Source organism: Streptomyces sp. NPDC014727 (genome assembly GCF_043083485.1).
Taxonomy (GTDB): domain Bacteria; phylum Actinomycetota; class Actinomycetes; order Streptomycetales; family Streptomycetaceae; genus Streptomyces.
This window is the reverse complement of the sequence record NZ_JBIBYR010000032.1, coordinates 20,265-41,327: the sequence shown is the minus strand read 5'-3', so window position 1 is coordinate 41,327 and position 21,063 is coordinate 20,265. Positions and strand designations below refer to the sequence as shown.

Below are 21,063 nucleotides of genomic sequence, written 5' to 3'. Positions count from 1 at the left end.
ACCATGACCCCCCTGTCGTACGCGCAGCGGCGAATGTGGTTCATCAACCGCTTCGAAGGCCCTTCCTCCACCTACAACATCCCGCTGCTCCTGCGTTGCCACGGCCCGCTCGACACGGTCGCGCTGCGGGCGGCTTTCCGTGATGTGATGATCCGCCACGAGGTCCTGCGTACCGTCTTCGCGGAGACCGACGGCCAGCCGTACCAGCGTGTTCTCGATCCTGACGAGATCGAACTGCCCTGGCAGGACTGGGGCCGGGTGGCCCCCGAACGGATACCGGGCGTGGTGGCGTCGGTGAGCGGCAGCTGGATCGACCTGTCGACGGACGTGCCGCTGCGCGGCTGCGTCCTCCAGAGCGGCGACGAGGAATTCCAGGTCGTCCTGCTGATCCACCACATCGCCGGCGATGGCGGCTCGCTGGCCCCGCTGGCACGTGACGTGTCGACGGCCTACCGGGCCCGGGTGACCGGCACGGCACCGGACTGGTCCGAACTCCCCGTGCAGTACTCGGACTACGCGCTGTGGCAGCACGAAATGCTGGGCGACGAAAAGGATCCGGACAGCGTTGTCGCGGTGCAGAGCGCCTATTGGCGCGAGGAACTGGCTGGTGTGTCCAAGCCTCTCCCTCTGCCCTTGGACCGGCCTCGTCCCGAGGTGGCGAGTTTCCGGGGCGGATCGGTTCCGGTCGGGTTGCCCGCCGAACTGCGCGCCGGGGTAGAAAAGTTGGCGCAAACCCATGGCGTCACGACGTCGATCGTGCTCCAGGCCGCCTTGGTGACGTTGCTGCATGGGCTGGGAGGAGGCAAGGATGTGACCGTCGGCTCGCCGATCGCGGGCCGTACGGAGGAGGCACTGAATGAACTCGTGGGGTTCTTCGTCAATACCTGGACGCTGCGCGTGCAGGTGACCGCGGACCAGCCTTTCGAGTGGGTGCTGGAACAGGTACGGAAGAAGGCGCTTGCCGCCTATGATCATCAGGACGTGCCGTTCGAGCGGCTCGTAGAGCTGTTGCGGCCGGAACGGTCGACGGCGCATCACCCCCTGTTCCAGGTCGTGCTGGCGTGGCAGAACAACACCCCACCGCACTTGGACCTGCCGGGTCTCACCGTGACGATGGAACCGCTGCCCACCGGCAGCGCGAAGTTCGACCTGTTCTTCAACCTGGCGCCGGACGAGTCCACCGGCTCCGTCGTCGGTGAGATCGAGTACACCACCGACCTCTTCGACCGCTCCACGGTGGAGGAGATCGCGGCACGGTTCGTGGCCGTCGTCGAGGAGGTCGTGGCCGACCCGAGGACCCCCGTCGGCGCAGCGGGCGAGGCCGGGCCCGGCCGGTCCGGCGGCACTCTCGACGCCGCCGAACGCCGGAAGATCCTCGTCGAGTGGAACGACACCGCCCGCCCGGTCCACTGTCCGGGACCGGTCCACCTGCTCTTCGAGGAGCAGGCCGCACGCCGCCCGGACGCCACCGCCCTGCGCTGGGCCGGCGGCACCATGACGTACGGCGAGCTGAACCGGTGGGCGAACCGCGTCGCCTGGGACCTCAAGGAACGCGGCGTCGGCCCGGAGACCGTCGTCGGCGTCGGCGTCCCCCGCGGCCCGGTCATGATCGCCGCCGTCCTGGGCGTGCTCAAGGCGGGCGGCGCCTATCTGCCGCTCGAACCGGCGCTGCCCGCCGACCGCGTGGCCGGCATGCTCGCCGACGCCGGGTGCTCCCTCGTGCTGTCCACACCGGACACCGAACGCTGGGCCCTGCCGGACGGCGTCCGCCTCGTCGAGCTCACCGACGCCCGGTCGCCCGGCCCCGACCACGATCCGGAACCGGCCGCGGGCCCGGACAACACGGCGTACATCATCTTCACCTCCGGCAGCACCGGGAAGCCGAAGGGCGTCGCGGTCACCCACCGCCCGGTGCACAACCTGCTCGACTGGTGCTACCGCACTTTCGCGTTCGGCCCCGACGACGTCGCCCTGTGCGTCACCTCGCTCGGCTTCGACCTCTCCGTCTTCGACGTCTTCGGCCTGCTCGGCTGCGGCGGCGGCGTCTACATCGCGGACGCCGTCCAGCAGCGCGACCCCCAGCTGCTCCTGGACGTCCTGCTCACGGAACCGATCACCTTCTGGGACTCGGTGCCCACCACCCTCAACCAGGTCGCCTCCTTGCTCACGGAGGACGGCGGGTACGAGGGCACCGACGACCTGCGCCTGGTGTTCCTCTCCGGCGACTACACCCCGCTGTCGCTGCCCGACGAGGTCCGCCGGGTGTTCACCGGCGCGGAGATCGTCAGCCTCGGCGGTGCCACCGAGGCGACGGTGTGGTCAAACTACTTCCGGGTCCGGGAGATCGACCCGGCCTGGCGCAGCATTCCGTACGGCCGTCCGATCGACAACGCCCGCTACTACGTGCTCGACGAGAACATGGAGCCGTGCCCCGTGGGCGTCGAGGGCGACCTGTACATCGGCGGGGACTGCCTCTGCGTCGGCTACGTCAACCGGCCCGAGCTGACCGCGGAACGTTTCGTCCGCGACCCGTTCAGCGCGCGTGAGGGCGACAGGCTGTACCGCACCGGCGACCGCGCCAGTTTCTTCCCGGACGGCAACATCTGCTTCCTCGGCCGCGCCGACAACCAGGTCAAGCTGCGCGGATTCCGCGTCGAGCCCGGCGAGATCGAACACACCCTGGTCTGGCATCCGGCCGTCCGCCAGGCCATCGTCACCGCCCGCGAGGACCGGCCCGGTGACCTGCGGCTGGTCGCCTACGTCGTCCCGGACACCGGCGCCCTGCGGCCCGACGGCGACGCCGACGAACAGGTGGGGGAGTGGCAGGAGGTCTACGACCAGGCCTACTCCCACGACAACGGACACGGATTCGGTGAGGACTTCACCGGCTGGAACAGCTCCTTCACCGGCGAGCCGATCCCGCTCGACGAGATGCGGGACTGGCGCGACGCCGCCGTGGAACGCGTCCTGTGCTGGTCGCCCGAGCGCGTCCTCGAACTCGGCGTCGGCACCGGACTCCTGCTCGCGCACACCGCCGGCCGGGTGGAGGAGTACTGGGCCACCGACTTCTCCCAGGCCGTGATCGACCGGCTCGGCGACCAGGTGACCCGGGCCGGCCTGGCCGACCGGGTCCGGCTGCGGCGCCAGGCCGCCGACGACCTCACCGGACTGCCCCGAGGCACATTCGACACCGTGGTGCTCAACTCGGTCGTGCAGTACTTCCCCGACGAGCGCTACCTCGCCCGGGTCCTGGACGGCGCCTGGGAACTGCTCGCGCCGGGCGGCCGGATCGTCCTCGGCGACATCCGGCGGGCGTCCTCCCTGCGCACGCTCCAGACGGGCGTCCGGCGGACGAAGCACCCCGATGCGGCACCGGCCGTACTGCGCACCACGGTCGACCAGGCCGTCCTGCTGGAGAAGGAACTGGTGGTCGACCCCGAGTGGTTCCTGCGCTGGGCGGACCGGGCCGGGGCGACCGGTGCCGACATCCGCGCCAAGAACGGCATCCACCACAACGAGCTGACCCGGCACCGCTACGAGGTCGTGCTGCACAAGCCGGACACGGCACCGGCGGACGCCCCGCGACGGCTCGACGTCGTCCCCACCCTGACCTGGGAGGGCGACCTCGGCCGGCTCGCCGACCGGTTACGTGACCGGTCCGAGCCAGCGGTGCGGATCACCGGAATCCCGAACGCCCGCCTCACCGAGGAGGCCGCGGCGGCCCGCGCCCTCGGCTTCGACGACTCCGCGGCGCCCGAACTGCCCCCGCTCGACCCCGCCGAGATCCGCGCCTGGGCCGCCCGGCACGGCTGGGACGCGGTGCCGACCTGGTCGGCCGACGCGGTCGACCTGCTCGACGTGATCGTGCTGCGCGACGGCCCGGCCGCCGGCACCACCCTCACCGGCACGTACCTGCCGGCCACCGACGGACGCACCCCGGCGAACGACCCCGCGGCCGCCGCCGCCGTCACGGCGCTGCTGCCCGCCCTGCGCGGCCATCTGCGGGAGACCTTGCCCGAGTACATGGTCCCGGCCGCCATCGTGCCCATCGCCGCCGTGCCGCTGACCGACAACGGCAAGCCCGACCGGCGCGCCCTGCCCGTGCCCGACTACGCGGTCGGCGGCGGCCGGGCCCCCTCCACCCCGGAGGAGGAGTCGCTGTGCGCGCTGTTCGCCGCGGTACTCGGACTCGACCAGGTCGGCGTGGACGACAACTTCTTCACCGTCGGCGGCCACTCGCTCCTGGCCACCCGGCTGGTCAGCCGTATCCGTGCCGAGCACGGTGTGGAGATCCCCATCCGGGTCGTCTTCCAGTCGCCCACCGTCGCCGAACTGGCGGCCCACCTGAACACCCTGAGCAACGTCCGCCCGCCGCTCCGTCCCCAGGTCCGGCCCGAACGGCTGCCGCTGTCGTACGCCCAGCAGCGGCTGTGGTTCATCCACCGCTTCGAGGGACCCTCGGCGACCTACAACGTCACGCTGGCTCTGCGCATGCGCGGCGAACTCGACGCGGCGGCCCTGCGCCGCGCCGTGCACGACGTCGTCGTGCGGCACGAATCGCTGCGCACCGTCTTCGGCGAGGCGGACGGCCAGCCGTACCAGCGCATCCTGGAACCGGCCGTGGTCGAGGTCCCGTGGGAGGAGCGCGAGATCACCGAGGCCGAGCTGCCCGGCGCCCTGCGGGCGGCGGCGCGCCGCCCGTTCGACCTGGCGGCCGAGATCCCCATCCGCTCCTGGCTGCTGCGGACCGGTGAGCGCGAGGCGGTGTTCCTGATCGGCGCACACCACATCGCCGCCGACGGCTGGTCCGCCCTCCCGCTGGCCCAGGACCTCACCACCGCGTACGAGGCCCGCCGCGCAGGCCGGGCGCCCGAGTGGGAACCGCTTCCCGTGCAGTACGCCGACTACACCCTCTGGCAGCGGGAACTGCTGGGCGACACCGACACCCCGGGCAGCCTCTACCGGCGGCAGCTGGACTACTGGACCACCCAGCTGGCCGGCCTGCCCGAGACCGTCTCGCCGCCCGCAGACCGGCCCCGGCCCGCCGCGGCGTCGTACGCCGGCGACCTGGTGCCGCTCGCACTCGACCCGCAGCTCACCGATGGCGTGCGCAGGCTGGCCCGGGAGACCGGTGCCACGGTGTCGATGGTGCTCCAGGCGGCCCTTGCCGCGCTGCTCACCAGGCTCGGCGCGGGCACGGACGTGTCGATCGGCTCGCCCATCGCCGGACGCACCGACGAAGCGCTCAACCGGTTGGTCGGCTTCTTCGTCAACACGTGGGTGTTGCGCGCGGACACCTCGGGCGACCCCTCCTTCGCCGAGCTCGTCGGCCGGGTCCGCGAGAGCAGCCTCGCCGCCTACGACCACCAGGACATCCCCTTCGAGCACCTGGTCGAGAAGCTCAACCCGGTCCGCTCGCCCGCCCACCACCCGCTGTTCCAGGTGTGCCTGGCGCTCCAGAACAACGCGCGGCCGGAGTTCCACCTGGCGGGCCTGACCGTGACCGAGGAGCCGTTCTCCCCGGGCACCTCCCGCTTCGACCTGTTCATCAGCGTCACCGAACAGGACGAGGACGGCGCGCCGGCCCGTATCGAGGGCTTCGCGGAGTACGCCACCGAGCTGTTCGACGCCGGGACGGTCAGCACGCTGCTCGACCGCTGGCTGCACTTCCTGCGCCAGGTGGTCGCCGCGCCGGGGACGCCCATCGGATCCGTGGGCGTCCTGGCCGAGCACGAGCGCGCCGCGCTCAGCGGCTGGGGCGGCGGAGGCCGGGACGCCCGGTTCGACGCCGGCACCCTTCCCGAGCGGTTCGCCGCCACGGCCGCGGCGACCCCGGACGCGACCGCGCTGGTCTCCGCGGACGGCACGCTCGCCTGGACCTACGCCGAACTGGACCGCTGGGCCAACCGCCTCGCCCACCACTTCCGGGCCCGCGGCGCCCGCCCGGACAGCCGCGTCGCGCTCGTGCTGGAACGCTCGCCGCTGCTGGTCGCCGCCGTCCTCGGCGTCCTCAAGACCGGCGCCGCCTACGTGCCGGTCGACCCCACCTACCCGCCCGAGCGCATCGACTACCTGCTCGCGGACCTCGCCCCGGCCGTCACCGTGTACGAGGACCTCGCCGAGGAGGATCTCGACGGGCTGCCCGACTCGCCGCCCGAGGCGGAGGGCGTCGGCGAGCACGCTGTCGCCTACGTGATGTACACCTCGGGTTCCACCGGCCGACCCAAGGGCGTGGAGGTGACCCACCGGAACGTCGTCGACCTCGCGCTCGACGGCTGCTTCGGCACCGGCGCCCACCACCGCGTCCTCCTCCACTCGCCGCACACCTTCGACGCGTCGACGTACGAGATGTGGGTGCCGCTGCTCGGCGGCGGCATGGCCGTGGTGGCTCGCGCCGGCCGGCCGGACACCGCGGAACTCGCCCGGGTGATCACTGAGCGGGAGGTGACGGGGCTGTGGCTGACCGCCGGACTGTTCGCCGTGATGGCCGAACAGCACGCCGAGTGCTTCGGCGCCGTCCAGGAGGTGTGGGCGGGCGGCGACGTCCTCTCGCCGACCGCCGTCCGCGCGGTGCTCGACGCCTGTCCCGGCGTCACCGTGGTCAACGGGTACGGCCCGACCGAGACCACCACGTTCGCCTCCCGGCACCGGGTGGCCTCTGCGGCGGAGTGCACCGACCCGCTGCCCATCGGCAGCCCGATGGACGGCAGCCGGCTCCTCGTCCTGGACGACCGGCTGCTGCCGGTGCCGCCCGGCGTGGTGGGCGAGCTGTACATCGGCGGCGACGGCGTGGCGCGCGGTTACGCGGGCCGGCCGGGCCTGACCGCCACCCGGTTCGTGCCCGACCCGTCCGGACAGTCCGGGGCGCGGATGTACCGCACCGGCGACCTGGTGCGCTGGAACACCGCCGGCTGCCTTCAGTACATCAGCCGCAGCGACGAGCAGATCAAGCTGCGCGGCTTCCGCGTCGAGCCTGGTGAGCTGGAAACGGTCCTGCGCGAAGAGGACGGCGTGGCGAACGCGGTGGTCACCGTGCGTCAGGACCGGCTCGGCGAACGCCGCATGGCCGCCTACGTGGTGCCCGACGGCTCCGTGTCCACGGACCGCGACGCCGCCGAACAGGTCGGCGAGTGGCGCGAGATCTACGACACCATGTACGGCGGGACGGAGGTCGACACCGACGAGTCCGAGGACTTCACCGGCTGGAACAGCTCCTACACGAGCCGCCCCATCCCGCTCCCCGAGATGCGGGCCTGGCGCGAGGCCGTGCTGCGACGGGTACGGTCCCTGCGCGCGCGCCGGGTGCTGGAGATCGGTGTCGGCTCCGGCCTGCTGCTCGGCCCGCTCGCACCGGAGGCCGAGGAGTACTGGGGCACCGACTTCTCGGCCCCCGTCGTCGAACGGCTGCGCGCCCGGACGGGCGCCGACCCGGTGCTGTCGGACAAGGTGACTTTGCGCTGCCAGCCCGCCGACGACGCCGAGGGCCTGCCCACCGGGTACTTCGACACGGTGATCCTCAACTCGGTCGTGCAGTACTTCCCGGACGCCGACTACCTCACCCGGGTGCTCGACCTCGCGATGGACCGGCTCGCACCCGGCGGACGTGTCGTGATCGGCGACATCCGCAATTACCGCACCCTGCGCACGTTCGCCGCCGCGGTCCACCGCTGCCGGCAGCCCGACGACGGCCCGGCCGCCGTACAGGCCGCCGTCGAGCGCGCGGTGCTCGGCGAGAAGGAACTCGTCGTCGACCCGGGCTTCTTCTCCCGCTGGGCCGAGACCCGGCCGGACGCCGTTGCCGCCGACATCCGCCTCAAGCAGGGCACCCACCACAACGAGCTGACTCGCCACCGCTACGAGGTCGTGCTGCACAAGGCGCCCGCGAGGCCATTGCACCTCGGTGACCTGCCTGAGGAGGTCTGGGGAGCGGAGGTCCGCGAACTGGCCGACCTGGAGACCGCGCTGGCCCGCCAGGGCGGCCGGCTGCGCCTGACCCGTATCCCCAACACCCGCCTGGCCGGCGAGGCCGCCGAGTGGGGCGCCCCCGCCGAAGTGGGCGGCACCCTCGACCCCGCCGACCTGGAGGCATGGGGCGCCCGGCGCGGGCTCGCGGTGTACTGCACCTGGTCGGCACAGGCGGGTGACTGCTTCGAAGCGATCGTCATGCCCGACGTCGACGCCGTCTGCTGCGACGGCCTCTACCGGCCCGCCGGCGCCGGCTCGGCCCGGCTGGCGAACGTGCCCGCGGTCTCCCGCCGCGTCTCCCGGCTGCCTTCCCTGCTGCGCGAGCGGCTCGCAGGCCGGCTCCCGGAGTTCATGATGCCCGCCGACATCGTCGTCCTCGACCGGCTGCCGCTCACCGAGAACGGCAAGGTGGACCGTGCCGCGCTTCCCGAGCCGGACCCGGTCGGCGGCGAACACCGGGCCCCGCGCACCCCGCGCGAGGAGGAACTCGCCGCGCTCTTCGCCGAGGTGCTGGGCATGGACCGGATCGGCATCGACGACGACTTCTTCGCCTGTGGCGGCCACTCCCTGCGGTTGACGCGCCTCGTCTGGCGGATCCACGAGAAGCTGGGTGTGGACGTCCCGATCCGCACGGTATTCCAGTACCCGACCGTAGCCGCACTGGCGGCACAGCTGTCCGCCGACGCCGAGGCCGACTTCGAGGACCCGTTCGCCGTCCTGCTGCCGATCCGCACCGATGGGCACCGGCCCCCGCTGTGGTGGCTGCACCCGGGTGGCGGGTTGAGCTGGCCCTACCTGGGATTCGCCCGCCACGTCGAGCCGTCCCGGCCGCTGTACGGCATCCAGGCACGCGGCTTCGACGGCACCACCCCGCCGGCCTGCTCCATCGAGGAGATGGTCGAGGACTATCTCGGGCAGGTGCTCCAGGTCCAGCCGAACGGCCCCTACCACCTGCTGGGCTGGTCCTTCGGTGGCACCCTCGCGCACGCCATGGCGGCCGAACTCCAGCGCCGCGGACACGAGGTGGCACTACTGGCGCTGCTGGACGCCGCGCCCTCCAGCCACTTCGCCGACCTGGAAGCGCTGGACGAGGCCATGGTCCGCCGCTACCTCGCCAACTACATGGGACACCTGGCGGGGATGGAGGAGTACCCGTCGCTGGTCACCACCGCCTCCTCGATCTTCATCGGACAGATGGAGCAGATGCGGCGGTTCACCTCACCGCGGTACCGCGGTGACGTCGTCTTCTTCAACGCACTTCTCGACCCGGAGACCCACGACAAGCGGGAACTGGACGAGGAACTGGACGTGCTCTGGCAGGAGCACGTCGACGGTCGTGTGCAGCGCATCGACATCGCCTGCGCTCACAACGAGATGTACTGGCCGCGGAACGCGGCTGAGATCAGCCGCGCCATCAACCGGTATCTGCGGGCGGCGCAGTGATCCTGTTCGAAGCCCCAACTGGTGGAACGAGTTCTGGAGGACACAGGTGACCACCAATCCGTTCGACGACGAGAACGGCCAGTTCCACGTGCTGGTCAACGACGAGGACCAGCACTCCCTCTGGCCGGCATTCGCCGAGGTGCCCGCCGGGTGGCGCAGCGTCTTCGGCCCCGCCGCAAGAGCGGAGAGCGTCGCCTACGTGGAGGAGCACTGGACCGACATGCGGCCGCGCAGTCTCCGGGAGGCGATGAACGGCTGAGGCCGTGCGGTGAGGCGCCGTCGCGGATGCTGACCTGAGGAAGCGCGGCGCCTCTGCGGGTCGAGGCCGTGGAGACCGAACCAGACCACCACGGCCTCCGGCCCTTTACGCGTGCTCGGCCGACACAAGAACGCCGTCGGCCGGCGATGACAGTGACCATCTCTTTGCGTCGACCGGGAGGCGCGTGCTGTGGGGTGCACAACCAGCGATGTCATGTTCGTCCGATGGCCGGTACAAATAGACCTTCGGAACCGATGTAAGAGGGACGGCGTACCCCGTCTCCTCGTAGTGGAGGCGGGTGCCCGTCCGCCAGTCTGCACCGATCCGTTCGAAGACTGGGTCCGAGCGCCCATCTCCCGGGATGATCTCGACGCCCGGGTCAAGGCTCTCCAGAACCGGCTCGACGACCGGCAGATACCAACCCTTGACTCCGCCGGAACGCTCAGCTACGGACCGCACTCGATCACCATCTCGAATGTCCAGACCGAATTGATGGAGCTGCTCATCGAGCACTTCGGGGAGGTGGTGTACCGGCATGAACTCACTCAACGGCTGGCGGAACGCGTGCAGAGGCCGACGAGGAATTCGCTCGACCTCCACATCATGCGGCTTCGCCGCCGTCTCTTACCGACCGACCTGGTCATCCGCACGGCCTGGGGGCGCGGTTACGCGCTGGAGACCGAGGCCGACTAGGCGGTGCGGCGAAAGCGGGTCTTGAGCCCTCAATGATCACGCTCATGACACGGGGTGATCGCACGGGACGGCACGTGGCCCGTTCCGCATCGCGCCACCCCAGTCCGTGACGGTGGGTGAAGGCACCGGCGTGATCACCGTCGGTGCGGGCGGCACCCGCGACCCAGCCCCGAGGAGCCGGCCGTCGTCCACCCCGACGCCCAGGACGACATGCCCCGCCCGCGAACCGCCCCCGGCACGATGCCGGGGGCGGTTCGCGGGCGGGGTGGAACCGACGGGGATGCGGCCCGTTCCGACATCGCTGACCGCGGCCCGCGAAAGCCGGGCAGACCGCCTCGGCGCTGTGGACACGCCCTGGCCGGCGGCCGAAGGCTATGGGTGGTGCACCTTCCCGCGCAGCCGGCGAAGTTCCGGGAAGGGCCGGGTGACTCGGCGGGCGAGGAAGTCGACACCGCTCGACCCGCCGGTTCCGCCCTGCTCCCCGACCATCTTGGACACCAGTGCCAGGTGTGCCACTTTCCAGTGCCAGTACCCGTTCCCCAGGTCCACCAGCGCTTCCGCGAGACGGTGCAGCACGCCGGACTCCACGCCACGTCGGCAGACGTCGTCCACGGTCTGCCCGTGGTACTCGACCGCCGCCGCGAACGCCTCGTAGAGACTGCCCTGGTGGTGGCTGTTGCCCAGCAGCGTGGTCAGCCGCCGGAACTGCGCGGACTGCGCGCCGCTCGCCGTGTCCAGATAGGACCGGAACTCGGCGAAGTAACGCAGTGACAGTTTCTCCAGCACCAGAAGCTGCTGCTGGAGCACCCGTATCAACTCGCCGGACCGCAGCAGGAATTCGAGCCCGAGCTCCAGATCGTGCGTGTCACAGGGCGGCAGCAGCGCCTCGGCAGTGGCGTCCAGATCAGCCCCGAGCTGCTTCAGCCACAGCTCGCAGGACTGGTGGGTGATGATGAAGAACTGCTCGGCCAGGACGACCGCACGGCCGGCCGTGTGTGGGGTCCGCGGCTCCTGGAGCGAAAGCAGACTCTCCATTCGGAGATAGTCCGCATACGTCAGACTGCTCAAGACGCCGCCTCCTCGTCAAAGGTGATCTGCCGGCCGCGCCGGACGGTCCGGCGTGGCCAACGACCCATATGCCTGAGCGTGACACGGAAGCGAACCAGCTGATCAGCAATCTTTCGTCTCTCATTCAAGGAGAAATATCTGAGCAAGAAACACCCGGCGTCGGCGCCGCCGTTGGCACGCTTCCTGCATGACCATCCCGACCGAGCTGGACCTGACCGACGCGACCGCCTTCGTACGGCACGACGCATACGAGTTCTGGCGCGACGTGCGGAAGTCCCGGCCCGTGTACTGGCACCAGGGGGACCCCGGCTTCTGGGTCGTCGCCCGCCACGCCGACGTGCTGTCCTGCTACGCCGACGTACGATCCCTGAGTTCCGCTCGCGGGACCGTGCTGGACGTCCTTCTGAGCGGCGGTGACTCGGCAGGCGGCAAGATGCTCGCGGTCACCGACCGGCCCCGCCACCGCGAACTGCGCAACCTGATGCTGCGCGCCTTCTCCCCGCGCGTCCTCGGCGCGGTCGAACAGAAGATATGGGAACGGACGTCACGGCTCATCAAGACCGTCACCGGGCAGGGCGAGTTCGACTTCGCGGCGGAGGTCGCCGAGCACATTCCGATGAACACGATCTGCGATTTGCTCTCCATTCCGGAGGCGGACCGCGAGAAGCTGCTGCGCTGGAACAAGCTGGCCCTCTCCTCGCACGACGCCGAGTCCGACAGGCTGGACTCCCTGGAGGCCCGGAACGAGATCATCGGATACTTCATGGACCTCGCCCGGCACCGCCGCGGCGACCCCGGCGACGACGTCATCAGCATGATCGCGACGGCGGAGGTGGGAGACCGCCCGCTGACGCTGGAGGAGGTCGCTCTCAACTGCTACAGCCTCGTGCTCGGCGGCGACGAGTCCTCCCGCGTGTCCGCGATCTGCGCGGTGAAGACGTTCGCCGAGCACCCCGCTCAGTGGCGGGCGCTGCGCGAAGGGTCGGCCGCGATCGACACGGCGGTCGAGGAAGTACTGCGCTGGGCCACGCCGGCCATGCACTTCGCCCGCACCGCGACCCGGGACACGGAGATAGGCGGCCGGCGCGTGCGCGCGGGCGACATCGTGACGCTGTGGAACACCTCCGCCAACAACGACGAGGAGGTGTTCGACCAGCCGCGCCGGTTCGACCCGGCCCGCTCGCCCAACAAGCACCTCTCCTTCGGCCACGGCCCGCACTTCTGCGTCGGCGCGTTCCTCGGCCGGACGGAACTGCGCGCACTGCTGAGCGCGCTCACCGAGTCGGTCAACGAGATCGAGGTGTGCGGCAAGCCCACACCGATCTACTCCAACTTCCTGAACGGCTACGGCAGCCTGCCGGTCGCCTTCCGCTGACGGCCGTCAGCCGGACAACCGGCTCTCGACGGCCGCGGCCAGCTCGCCGATCGTCGCCGCCTCCAGCACGGTCCGGATCGACAGCGCGACCTCGAACCGCTCCCGGATCCGGGCGGCCAGCCTGGTCGCCTGCACCGAGTGCCCGCCGAGCTGGAAGAAGTTGTCGGAGAGCCTCGCCTCCGGGACCTCGAGGATGTCCCGCACGATCGCGCAGACCACGGCCGCGCAGCCATCCGCCTCGGCGGCGTCCGGTGCCCGGCCGCCGTCCGGGAACCCCTCCGCCCCCGCGTCCGGCTGCGGCAGGGCCCCCCGGTCGATCTTGCCGTTGGCCAGCGTGGGGAACCGCTCCAGCGCCGTGACCCGTGCGGGCACCATGTGCGCGGGCAGCGACTCGGCGACATGGGCGCGCAGGTCATCCGGCTCGACCGGCGCCGTGGTGGTGACGTAGCCGACGACATGCGCCTCGGCCAGCTCACCCCGCACCACGGCGACGGCGACGTCCACCGCCGGGTGGGCGGCGAGCCGGGTTTCGATCTCACCGAGTTCGACGCGGAAACCGCGCAGCTTCACCTGGCCGTCCGCGCGGCCCGCGAAGAACAGCTCGCCGTCCGGCCCCCTGCGGCCCCGGTCGCCCGTGCGGTACATCCGGCTGCCGGGCGGCCCGAACGGGTCGGCCACGAACTTCACCGCGGTCGCCCCGAACCGGTTGAGATAGCCGCGCGCCAGTCCGCTGCCCGCGATGTACAGCTCGCCCTCCGTGCCGGGCGGCACCGGGCGCAGGCTCTCGTCGAGCACGTGCACCTCGTTGCCGATCCACGGCATGCCGATCCCGATGTCACCGGCGTCGCGCACCGGCCCGCCGATCGTCGCCCCGACGGTCACCTCGGTCGGGCCGTAACCATTGAACATCCGCCGTGCCCGCGACCACTTGCGCACCAGCGTCGGCGTACAGCTGTCTCCCGTGGACATGACAGTCCCGCCGAGCAGAATGTCCTCGGCGTCAGTCTCGCTGAGCGCCACCGGGGGCAGTACCGCGTGCGTGATGCCGTACTTGAACAAGGTGTTCCACAGCGGATGGCCCGGCAGCAGGTCGTCGGCGGGCACCATCACGAGTGCCGCCCCGGACAGCAGCGCCAGGGACACGTCCCAGAAGGCGGCGTCGAAACTGATGGACGCCCACTGGAGCACGCGGTCGCCCGGGCCCGCGCGCAGGACGGCCGCCTGGGTGGCGGCCATGTCGCGCACACCGCTGTGCGGCACGGCGACACCCTTGGGCGTTCCGGTCGACCCCGAGGTGTAGATGACGTACATCAGGTGCTCGGGGCGCAGTACGGCACGGCGCTCATGCTGGGCGACGTCGTGCCCCGGCAGAGCCGCGCACGCGGCGCGGAACGCCGGGTCGTCAAGGACGAGTTCCTCCGGACCCGCGCCGAGGGGCGCCACCGAGGAGGAGCGCAGCAGCAGCACCGGCCGCGCGTCGGCCAGCATGAACCGCAGGCGTTCTGCCGGATAGCCCGGATCGAGCGGGAGGTAGGCGCCGCCGGCCTTGAGCACCGCCATGATCGCCACGATCAGTTCGCTCGACTTCGGCATCGCGACCGCGACGAGCGAGTCGGGGCCGACACCGTGCGCGATGAGCCTGCGGGCGAGCCGGTTGATCCGGGTGTTCAGCTCCGCGTAACCGAGGGTGCTCTCCCTGTCGATGAGGGCGGGTTCTCCGCCCCGTCTGGCGACGGTTGACTCGAACAGTGCCGGAACCGTGTTCAAGCGCGGTCAGCTCCTTCGGGGGCTCCCTGATCGACGGCGAATCTAATCTCCGGCGACCGGGGAGCCCGGCGAATCCTTCCCGACTCTGTCAGTACCCGCTCCCAGCACCGGCGGGTACGCGCAGAAGGTCCCGGCTGACGGCGGCGCCGTCGCTGACGTGCAGGACCGCGTCGGCGGTGTCCAGCGTGGCCCGGTCGAGCGGGAAGTAGCCCTGCTGCGGGGTGGTGTCCGTCCGGGTCCGGGCGGCGGCGACCTCGCCGGTGGGGGCCATGGCCCAATCGGTGACGCGGTCCTGCAGGCGGCTCTCGTAGGTGCCCGGCTCGGGATCGCTCAGCCCGACGGCCTCGCTGCGCCCCAGGCTGCCGACGATGAAGACGTACTGCTCGCCCAGCAGCGGTGCCACGACGGTGCCGGCCCCGGGCCAGTTGACGGACAGGTCTCCCAGGCTCCAGGTGCTCGGGGTCCGCTGGAGGTGCACATTGTGGGCGAAGACCAGCGTCGCGCCCCGGCGGCCCTCGACGCTGCGGATGTCGAGGAGGTTCTGTGCCATGAGCGCGTCCCGGGTGGCGAACAGCCGGGACAGCCGGTCGTTGTTCTCCAGGCGCTGGGCCGCCTGCCGGTGGTAGCGCAGCAGACCGAGGCCGGCGGTGAGGTGTGCCCTGGCCCGGAGCCACTCCGCGCGCGAGGTCTGCGCGATCCGCTCGGCGGCGTTGGAGTGGAGCAGGGTGAGCATGTCGTCGGCGAGGGACCACAGCCGCTCGGCCTCGGGCGTGGCGCCGACCGACATGGCCGGGTCCATCACCGCCTCCGCACGGCTCCACTGCTCGTCCGCGCCCAGCAGCCCGGCGAGGTCGAGGTCGAGCCGCAGATAGTCCCGGGCGAATTCGAGACAGCGCCGCGGGCTGGGGGCACTCGTCGTCTCCGTAGGGACGTCGAAGCCGTGAAAGCTCAGCCGCTCCTCCGGCGGCCGGCTCGCGTTGTGGTCGCGCATCCAGGCGACGAGGCACCGGTTGGTCTCCAGGTTCCCGAAGTCGTGGGAGAAGCCCTCGCTCGCCACCTCGTCGAGATCCCCGTCGCCGCCCTTGACGAAGTCGTCGACGCGCAGCGCGGCCACGCGGTCGGTCTCCAGGGCGATCGAGCGGAAGCCGTTTTCGGCCAGTCGGGCGAACAGTTCGTTGCGCACCCACCCGAAGGCGGGCTCCCGGTGGGTGGGTTCGCCGAGCGCCAGCACAGCGCACGAGGACACGGGAAGGTCGTGAAAGTCCTTGCTCATGTCTGTCAATCGAATCATTGAAAGACCCGTTGAGGCTTACAGCGATGCCGCCGGTGCAGCGGTCGGACCCACCGGGCAGCGAGGTCTCAAACCGTCGGAGGGGGCCCCGGCGCGGGAGCCGGTTCCGTGGTGGCCGGCGGTCCGGCTGGGACGCCCAAAAGGGCCACGTACCCGCCGAGCTGGGACGCCGCGCCGAGCATGGATACGCCGCGTGCTGTGAGCCGTCGCCGCCAGTCGTCGAGGGCGGCGGACAGCGCCTCGGTGCCGCCGGCCGTGCGGATCTGCCGGACCACCGTGCGGATGTGCTCCAACGGGTAGCCCCCGCGCCGCAGGAGATGGGTCAGCTCGGCGTCGCGTACGTCCGTGGCGTCGAACGAGCGGTGGCCGGTGACCGGCTCGCGCGCCGGGGTCAGGATGCCCACCGCTTCCCAGTTCCGCAGGGTCCCCGCGGTCACCGCCAGACGGCGCGCGAGTTCGCCGATGCTCAGCGGCTCGCTGCCGGCGGACGTGTGCTCGGCGAGGCCGGGGGCGGAGGTGAGGTGCTCCACCGCCCGTCCCACCGCGTCCAGCGTGGCTCGGTCGCGGAGCAGTTGGGCGTGGCCGCGGTCGACGGCCGTCAGCGCGGCGTCGAGGTCGCCGGTGTTGAGCGACCGCATGATCTCTCCGCCCGTGGCGTACCCGTACGCCTGGACGAGCGCCAGATAGGCGCGCAGGGCCGCCGCGTGGGTCTCGGTGTAGGTGCGGTAGCCGGACGGGGTGCGCTGGGCGAGCGGGATGAACCCGTCCCGCTCGTAGTTGCGGACCGCCTGGGTGGAGATGCCGTGCTCACGGGCCAGGTCGAACGGACGCAGGTGCTTCACGGTTTGAGACTTTATCCCAAGGAATCCGCTTAGCTCCTCCAAAAGTCTCAACGGACTTTGCAGGTATACGCTTGAGTCCCATGAACCGGGACGTTCAGGAACTCGTCACCACGTCACCTGACGAAGGCATGCCGCGTCCGACAAACGGGAGGGACAACATGGCCGCTGGCCAGGAGACGGACACTCAGCCTCCTGGGCTGTGTGCCGCCGACAGCCACGATCTGATCCGTGTGCACGGGGCTCGTGAGAACAACCTCAAGAACGTGCATGTGGAGATCCCCAAACGGCGGCTGACCGTGTTCACCGGGGTCTCCGGCTCGGGCAAGAGCTCGTTGGTGTTCGACACGATCGCCGCGGAGTCGCAACGGCTGATCAACGAGACGTACAGCGCCTTCATCCAGGGCTTCATGCCCACCCTGGCGCGGCCCGAGGTCGATGTGCTCGACGGGCTGACCACCGCGATCCTCGTCGACCAGCAGCCGATGGGCAGCAGTCTCCGCTCCACGGTCGGCACCGCCACCGACGCGGGCACACTGCTGCGCATCCTCTTCAGCCGGCTCGCCAAGCCGCACATCGGGTCGCAGAAGGCGTTCGCCTTCAACGTCGCCTCGGCCGACGCCTCGGGTGTCCTCGTGGTGAACGGCAAGAAGATCGAGAAGGGCTTCAGCGTCGTCGGCGGCATGTGCCTGCGCTGCGAGGGCATGGGCACCGTCTCGGACATCGATCCCGCCCAGCTCCTCGACGACTCCAAGTCGCTCGCGGACGGCGCGGTCACGGTCCCCGGCTGGAAGCCCGACGGCTGGGTGGTGCAGTCGTTCACCGAGTCGGGCTTCCTCGACCCGCACAAGGCGATCCGCGACTACACCGAGCAGGAGAGGTACGACTTCCTGCACCGGGACCCGGTCAAGGTCAAGGTGAAGGGCGTCAACACCACCTACGAGGGCCTCCTCGCGCGGGTGCGCAAGTCGTTCCTGTCCAAGGACAAGGAGACGCTCCAGCCGCACATCCGTGCCTTCGTGGAACGGGCGGTGGCGTTCTCCGTCTGCCCCGAGTGCCACGGCACCAGGCTCAGCGAGACCGCCCGGTCCGCGAAGATCGACGGCCTCAGCATCGCCGACGCCTGCGCCATGCAGATCAGCGACCTCGCGGCCTGGGCCCGCGGTCTGACCGACCCTTCGGTCACGACACTGCTCACCGTGCTCGGCCAGACCCTCGACTCGTTCGTCCAGATCGGCCTGGGCTACCTCTCGCTCGACCGGTCATCGAGCACGCTCTCGGGCGGTGAGGCCCAGCGCGTCAAGATGGTCCGCCACCTGGGCTCCGCGCTCACCGACGTCACCTACGTCTTCGACGAGCCCACCGTCGGCCTGCACCCGCACGACATCCAGCGGATGAACGACCTGCTGCTGCGACTGCGCGACAAGGGCAACACCGTGCTGGTCGTGGAGCACAAGCCGGAGACGATCCTGATCGCCGACCACGTCGTCGACCTGGGACCGCACGCCGGCACCAAGGGCGGCGAAGTCGTCTTCGAGGGCACCGTCGAGGGACTGCGGACCAGCGGCACCGTCACCGGACGGCACCTGGACGACCGGGCCTCACTGAAGCCGTCCGTGCGCGAGCGGTCCGGTGTGCTGGAGGTGCGCGGCGCGAACGCCCACAACCTGCGCGACGTCGACGTGGACATCCCGCTCGGCGTGCTCACCGTGCTCACCGGCGTCGCGGGCTCCGGCAAGAGTTCCCTGATCCACGGCTCGGTAGCGGGCCGCGACGGCGTCGTCACGGTGGACCAGTCGCCCATCAAGGGCTCCCGGCGCAGCAACCCGGCCACCTACACCGGCATGCTCGAACCGATCCGCAAGACGTTCGCCAAGGTCAACGGGGTCAAGCCCGCACTGTTCAGCCCCAATTCCGAGGGCGCCTGCCCGACTTGCAAGGGCGCCGGTGTCATCTACACCGACCTGGCGATCATGGCCGGCGTCGCCACCACCTGCGAGGAGTGCGAGGGCAAGCGGTTCCAGGCCTCGGTGCTCCAGTACCGGCTCGGCGGTCGGGACATCAGCGAGGTGTTCGCGATGCCGGTGGCCGAGGCCGCCGAGTTCTTCCGCAGCGGTGAGGCGCGGACGCCGGCCGCGTATGCCGTCCTCGACCGGCTCGTCGAGGTCGGCCTGGGCTACCTCAGCCTCGGCCAGCCGCTCACCACCCTCTCCGGCGGAGAGCGGCAACGGCTGAAGCTCGCCGGTCACCTGGCCGGAACGGGCAGCGTCTACATCCTCGACGAGCCGACCAGCGGCCTGCACCTGGCCGACGTCGAGCAACTGCTCGCCCTGCTCGACCGGTTGGTGGACGCCGGCAAGACGGTCATCGTCGTGGAGCACCACCAGGCGGTCATGGCGCACGCCGACTGGATCATCGACCTCGGCCCCGGCGCCGGCCACGACGGCGGCAAGATCGTCTTCGAGGGCACGCCCGCCGAGCTCGTCGCCGACCGCCCCACCCTCACGGGCGAGCACCTCGCACAGTACGTCGGCGCCTGACACGACGCGGCCCGCCCGCCCCGTTATCTTTTTCGCGGTCCTGCAACGGGACCGCTGGCCTCCGGGCCCGGCATGACTGTTGCCCCCTGTCGAAGACATGACCTGGGGGGTGGTGTCACCGGGCCCGGAAGGTGCCGTCGGAGACGCTGATGAGAGGTCCGGCCACCGCCCGGTCCGGCGCAATGCCGGACGGCTCACGGGCGGCAGGTCTGCATAACGTGGATGCGCGCGTACGACACCCTTGCCGAGGCCGGCACCGCCAACCCCCTGGGAAGGGTGCGATGTTCGACACCGAAGACGTGGGCGTCTTCCTCGGCCTGGACGTCGGCAAGAGTGCCCACCACGGCCATGGCCTCACCCCGGCAGGGAAGAAGGTCTTCGACAAGCCGCTGCCTAACAGCGAGCCCAGGCTGCGGGCCGTGTTCGACAAACTGGCCGCGAAGTTCGGCACCGTCCTGGTGATCGTGGACCAGCCCGCATCCATCGGCGCTCTCCCGCTGGCCGTGGCCCGGGACGCGGGCTGCAAGGTTGCCTATCTGCCCGGCCTGGCCATGCGCCGGATTGCCGACCTCTACCCGGGCGAGGCCAAGACCGACGCGAAGGACGCCGCGGTGATCGCGGATGCGGCCCGCACCATGCCGCACACCCTGCGCACCCTGGAGGTGACCGACGAAATCACCGCCGAGCTGACCGTGCTCACCGGCTTCGACCAGGACCTCGCCGCCGAGGCCACCCGCACCTCCAACCGGATACGCGGCCTGCTCACCCAGTTCCACCCCAGCCTGGAACGCGTCCTCGGCCCCCGCCTGGACCACCAGGCCGTCACCTGGCTCCTGGAACGCCACGGCTCGCCAGCAGCCCTGCGGAAAGCCGGCCGCCGCAGACTCGTCGAGGCGATCCGGCCCAAGGCCCCGCGCATGGCCGCCCGGCTGATCGACGACGTCTTCGACGCACTCGACGAACAGACCGTCGTGGTGCCCGGAACCGGCACCCTCGACATCGTGATCCCCTCCCTGGCCCGCTCGCTCGCCGCCGTCCACGAACAACGCCGAGCTCTAGAGGCACAGATCGAGGCTCTGCTGGAGGCCCACCCTCTTTCCCAAGTCCTGACGTCGATGCCCGGCATCGGCGTCAGGACCGCCGCAGTCCTGCTGACCACCGTCGGCGACGGCACCAGCTTCCCCACCGCCGCCCACCTCGCCTCCTACGCCGGACTCGCCCCCACCACCAAGCAATCCGGGACCTCGATCCACGGCGAACACGCCCCACGAGGAGGAAACCGGCAGCTCAAACGCGCCATGTTCCTCTCCGCCTTCGCCTGCATGAACGCCGATCCCGCCTCACGTGCCTACTACGACAAGCAACGCGCCCGCGGTAAGACCCACACACAAGCCCTCCTCCGCCTCGCACGCCAACGCATCAGCGTCCTGTTCGCCATGCTCCGCGACGGCACCTTCTACGAATCCCGAACCCCCACCGTCACCCTCGCCGCGTGATTGAGGCAAACACCCTGAAATCCGACAGCACAGCCTTGACGAAAGACATAGAGGCACCCCCCGCCTGGTGACAGGGGGCGGGGGCGGGGGCGGCGGGGGCGTCGACCGTGGCCGGCCTGCGCCGGGCCGAAAGTCGACGTCGCTCGCACCGCCGTACGCGCACGACTGTCTGGCTCACCTCTTTCGCCCGTACCTCTCCCGCACCGCGGCGGCGACCACAATGCGGACCGACGGCCTCCGCCCGCTGACAGCCCGTTCCGGTGTTCCCCACCGCGCGCCTGCCGGACCGCACCCACGGTGGACGGACCCCGCTCACGCCGCCCGAAG

At 70.8% G+C, this 21,063-nt stretch carries 10 protein-coding genes; 6 read left to right on the top strand and 4 right to left on the bottom strand.

Translation table 11 applies throughout. The annotated features are described in order from the left end of the window. Positions 1-3 precede the first annotated feature (3 nt). The 3 genes from ACF1B9_RS32655 to ACF1B9_RS32645 all read left to right on the top strand — a co-directional run bounded on the left by ACF1B9_RS32655 (position 4) and on the right by ACF1B9_RS32645 (position 10,360). Positions 4-9,408, top strand: coding sequence for an amino acid adenylation domain-containing protein (locus tag ACF1B9_RS32655; RefSeq protein ID WP_391746337.1), 9,405 nt, complete (start codon positions 4-6; stop codon positions 9,406-9,408). 46 nt (positions 9,409-9,454) lie between these two features. Next, the gene (locus ACF1B9_RS32650; RefSeq protein ID WP_391746336.1) at positions 9,455-9,667 is read left to right on the top strand and encodes an MbtH family protein; all 213 of its coding nucleotides are present in this window, start codon (positions 9,455-9,457) and stop codon (positions 9,665-9,667) included. A gap of 288 nt (positions 9,668-9,955) precedes the next feature. After that, positions 9,956-10,360 (top strand): winged helix-turn-helix domain-containing protein, encoded by a 405-nt coding sequence (locus ACF1B9_RS32645; RefSeq protein ID WP_391746335.1) that lies wholly within the window; start codon positions 9,956-9,958, stop codon positions 10,358-10,360. Between the two features lie 372 nt (positions 10,361-10,732). Here ACF1B9_RS32645 and ACF1B9_RS32640 read toward each other — a convergent pair whose 3' ends face one another. Next, the gene (locus ACF1B9_RS32640; RefSeq protein WP_391746334.1) at positions 10,733-11,428 is read right to left on the bottom strand and encodes a tryptophan 2,3-dioxygenase family protein; all 696 of its coding nucleotides are present in this window, start codon (positions 11,426-11,428) and stop codon (positions 10,733-10,735) included. A 187-nt stretch (positions 11,429-11,615) separates the two neighbouring features. On the opposite strand from ACF1B9_RS32640, the gene ACF1B9_RS32635 reads away from it, so the two are divergent. Then, a complete protein-coding gene (locus ACF1B9_RS32635; RefSeq protein WP_391746333.1) occupies positions 11,616-12,803 on the top strand; it encodes a cytochrome P450 in 1,188 nt (395 codons plus the stop codon). A gap of 6 nt (positions 12,804-12,809) precedes the next feature. On the opposite strand, the gene ACF1B9_RS32630 is transcribed toward ACF1B9_RS32635, so the two are convergent. From ACF1B9_RS32630 to ACF1B9_RS32620, 3 genes are all read right to left on the bottom strand, one after another. After that, a complete protein-coding gene (locus ACF1B9_RS32630; RefSeq protein WP_391746332.1) occupies positions 12,810-14,570 on the bottom strand; it encodes an amino acid adenylation domain-containing protein in 1,761 nt (586 codons plus the stop codon). Positions 14,571-14,658: 88 nt separating this feature from the next. Beyond that, on the bottom strand, positions 14,659-15,843 hold the full coding sequence (locus tag ACF1B9_RS32625; protein WP_391746331.1) for an erythromycin esterase family protein: 1,185 nt from the start codon (positions 15,841-15,843) through the stop codon (positions 14,659-14,661). An 86-nt stretch (positions 15,844-15,929) separates the two neighbouring features. Beyond that, positions 15,930-16,703 carry a TioE family transcriptional regulator gene (locus tag ACF1B9_RS32620; protein WP_391746330.1) on the bottom strand — a complete coding sequence of 258 codons (774 nt, stop codon included), beginning with the start codon at positions 16,701-16,703 and terminating at the stop codon, positions 15,930-15,932. Positions 16,704-16,861: 158 nt separating this feature from the next. Here ACF1B9_RS32620 and ACF1B9_RS32615 point away from each other — a divergent pair, with 158 nt between their 5' ends. Then, positions 16,862-19,240, top strand: a complete 2,379-nt coding sequence (locus ACF1B9_RS32615) for an ATP-binding cassette domain-containing protein (RefSeq protein ID WP_391746329.1) — start codon at positions 16,862-16,864, stop codon at positions 19,238-19,240. Positions 19,241-19,521: 281 nt separating this feature from the next. Further along, positions 19,522-20,736 (top strand): IS110 family transposase, encoded by a 1,215-nt coding sequence (locus tag ACF1B9_RS32610; protein WP_391746328.1) that lies wholly within the window; start codon positions 19,522-19,524, stop codon positions 20,734-20,736. Positions 20,737-21,063: the final 327 nt, after the last annotated feature.